Annotated in this window: 5 protein-coding genes; all 5 read right to left on the bottom strand. The window is 48.0% G+C overall.

Features of this window, described 5'->3' with window-relative positions; genetic code table 11:
- Window positions 1–70 precede the first annotated feature (70 nt).
- The 5 genes from AB7U36_RS21265 to rpmF are packed head-to-tail and all read right to left on the bottom strand — an operon-like array spanning window position 71 to window position 2,748.
- On the bottom strand, window positions 71–553 hold the full coding sequence (locus AB7U36_RS21265; protein ID WP_428161621.1) for a deoxycytidylate deaminase: 483 nt from the start codon (window positions 551–553) through the stop codon (window positions 71–73).
- Window positions 553–1,800, bottom strand: a complete 1,248-nt coding sequence (gene glyA / locus AB7U36_RS21260; protein ID WP_428161620.1) for a serine hydroxymethyltransferase — start codon at window positions 1,798–1,800, stop codon at window positions 553–555. Before glyA ends, AB7U36_RS21265 begins: the two co-directional genes overlap by 1 nt.
- 31 nt (window positions 1,801–1,831) lie before the next feature.
- Entirely contained in the window at window positions 1,832–2,269 is a 438-nt protein-coding gene (gene rpiB / locus AB7U36_RS21255) for a ribose 5-phosphate isomerase B (RefSeq protein ID WP_428161619.1), read from the bottom strand.
- A gap of 25 nt (window positions 2,270–2,294) precedes the next feature.
- Complete coding sequence (gene acpP / locus AB7U36_RS21250) at window positions 2,295–2,528, bottom strand: acyl carrier protein (RefSeq protein WP_004074289.1); 234 nt, start codon at window positions 2,526–2,528, stop codon at window positions 2,295–2,297.
- 31 nt (window positions 2,529–2,559) lie between these two features.
- Window positions 2,560–2,748 (bottom strand): 50S ribosomal protein L32, encoded by a 189-nt coding sequence (gene rpmF / locus AB7U36_RS21245; protein WP_004074288.1) that lies wholly within the window; start codon window positions 2,746–2,748, stop codon window positions 2,560–2,562.
- Between the last annotated feature and the right edge of the window lie 425 nt (window positions 2,749–3,173).

Genomic DNA, 3,173 nt, shown 5'->3' with positions numbered 1-3,173 from the left:
TTTTTCTGCGCCTTGCATCTGGGCAACTTTGCGTCCAAACACGATTTTCAGTTCAGACACTATCATGATATTATTCAAGCCGGATGAGTTCCACCTCGGCCTGGGCAAACATCTCCAGGGAAAGGGGATCGTCGTATCCCTTTTTAAAGTACACTTTTTTAATCCCGGCGTTAATGATCATCTTGGCGCAGATGGAACAGGGTTGAATGGTACAGTACAGAGATGCACCGGCAACTGGTATCCCGTGGAAGGCAGCCTGGATGATCACATTCTGTTCAGCATGAACGCCCCGGCAAAGCTCATGTTTTTCCCCGGAGGGTATATTACGCTGATCGCGCAGGCAACCGGTCTGTATGCAATGGGGGATTTGGGAGGGCGCCCCGTTATAGCCCGAGCATAAAATGCGCTTATCCTTCACCAGGACCGCGCCCACCTTTCGCCGAAGACAGGTGGCCCTGGAGGCCACAAGTTCCGTGATGGCCATAAAATACTCATCCCAGGAGGGGCGGCCATCACTAACGGCGTTTGCGGAATCAGGGGAAACAGGGAGCATCAGCAGGCGGTATCCCCATACAGCGGGTAGTGGGTGCAAAGCTCTTTAACCTTGGCGGCAACTTTAGGGACATTGGCCTCGTCATCCAACACATCGCAGATAAATCCGGCGATATCCCCCACAGCATCTTCCTTCATGCCCCTGGAGGTAATCAACGGCACACCGATACGTACACCCGAAGTCACAAAGGGGCTTCGTTTTTCATTGGGTACGGTATTTTTATTCACCGTAATATTTGCCTGTCCGAGACGCTCTTCCGCATCTTTTCCAGTGATATCCAACCCGGAAAAATCTACCAGGACCATGTGGTTATCCGTACCATTGGACACCAGTTTATAGCCCCTTTCCATGAGCACCTTTGCCAGGACAGCGGCATTTTTGACCACTTGTTTCTGATATTCAGTAAACGCCGGCAACAATGCCTCTTTAAACGCCACTGCCTTGGCCGTAACAACATGCATCAAGGGACCGCCCTGGATACCGGGAAAAATCTGGGAATTGATTTTTTTGCCCCGTTCGGCGCTGGAGAGAATCAGTCCACCCCTGGGACCACGAAGGGTTTTATGGGTGGTGGAAGTGATAATATCTGCATATCCAACAGGTGTGGGATGTACCCCCGCAGCCACAAGGCCTGCAATATGAGCCATATCCACCAGAAACAGCGCACCGCATGCTTTGGCAATTTCGGAAAAGCCCTTGAAGTCAAGGGTTCTAGGATAGGCCGAAGCCCCTGCCACAATCATTTTAGGCTTATTTGCCCGGGCCAGATCTTCCACCTGGTTCAAATCGATTGTTTCGGTTTCCGGATTTAAACCATAATGAGAAAAATTGAACAAACGGCCTGAAAAACTTACCCCTGCGCCATGGGTTAAATGACCGCCATGGGAAAGATCCATGGCCAGTATCCCGTCGCCGGGAGAGAGCACGGAAAAGTAAGCCGCCATATTGGCCTGGGATCCGGAATGGGGCTGCACATTGGCATATTCCACACCGAATAGCTTTTTTACCCGCTCAATGGCCAGATTTTCCGCCTCGTCCATGTACTGGCACCCGCCATAATAGCGCTTTGACGGATACCCTTCAGCATATTTGTTGGTCATGATGGAGCCCTGGGCTTCCATGACTGCCCGGCTGACTGTATTTTCCGAAGCGATGAGATTCAGCCCGTATTCCTGCCGACTGTATTCACGCTCAATAACGGAGGCAATCTCAGGATCACAAGCTTTGATAAATTGTATATTTTCCATAATTCAATCGTGCCTTTCTTAACCTAATCTTCTAATCTAGGGAACGGATACGGTCCAGATGGCGACCACCTTCAAAGGGGGTGGCAAGCCATTCCCTGACCAGTTCAAAGGCAAGAATATCACCGATTACACGACCACCCATGACCAGAATATTGGCATCATTGTGTTGCCGGCTCATCCTGGCGGAAAAGATATCCGAGCACAGGGCGGCACGTACACCTTTAAACCGGTTGGCCTGCATGGACATGCCAAGGCCGGTGCCACACAGAAGAATACCCCGGCCAAATGTACCGTCGGAAACGGCTTGGGCCACCTTTTTACCGAAATCGGCATAATTTACCGAAGCAGTGCCGTGGGTACCCGCATCCTCAACCTCATAACCAAGACCGGCGAGCAGATCCTTAATCTTTTCCTTTAATTCAAACGCGGCATGATCACTGCCGATGATAATCTGTTTATCCTTTTCCATATCTACCCCGGACCTTTATATTTATTTATGATTTCGATGCAATGAAGTCATAAATATCCTGGACAGTCGACAATTTCTCGGCCTGGTCGTCGTCAATTTCTATTTCAAAAATCTCTTCCATGGACATGATAAGCTCAACGATGGTCAGAGAATCAGCCCCCAGATCTTCGATCAACGACGCCTGGGGAACCACGTCCTCAATATCAATGCCGGGAATTTTTTCAGCAATAATTTTTCTTACCTTGGTTTCAATGGTCATAATCTGACTCCTTGAAGTATCTTCCGGCCTACTAATCGTCTGCATCCATATCAGTGTTTACATTTCTGCCTTTGTATGCACCGCATTCAGGACATGCTCTATGGGGCAATTTTGGCTCCTGACACTCGGAACATAAAGTTATGGTAGGGGAACCGGTTTTATAATGGGTACGTCTTTTTCTTCCTCTTGCCTTGGAGCTTTTCTGCTTGGGTACGGCCATGACTTTCTCCTAACTATATTATTTTATTTGGTTTTCATTTAATACTTACCAAAATTTAAAACATATCTAATTACCCTATTTTTTATTTGAAGTCAACCAAAGATTCTAATTAGAATTGCTGATTGCTTTAGGCCCCGCAATTATGATAGATAAACCGTCGATTTTACGCTGTTTTTATATGAAAATAGAGACAAGATACAAGAAACAAGAGGGCGAAGCGACTGCGGCGCCCATTTTAGCCCTGAATTGTTGGAGTCTTTAGTTTCATTGTTTGTTGTGGGCTTGCGGCCCATGTGGGTTATACGAATTCGGGCAGTACAAGGCCCAAATATCCTGTACCGGCTGTTGTTCGTAGAGTTTAACTTTTGGAGATCATAATGAATACAATAATCACACGCTTTCCGCCCTCCCCTACCGGCTACCTG

It is taken from the genome of Desulfobacter sp. (assembly GCF_050177295.1).
Note: the sequence above shows the minus strand (reverse complement) of the source record. Positions and strands in the feature narration are given on the sequence as shown.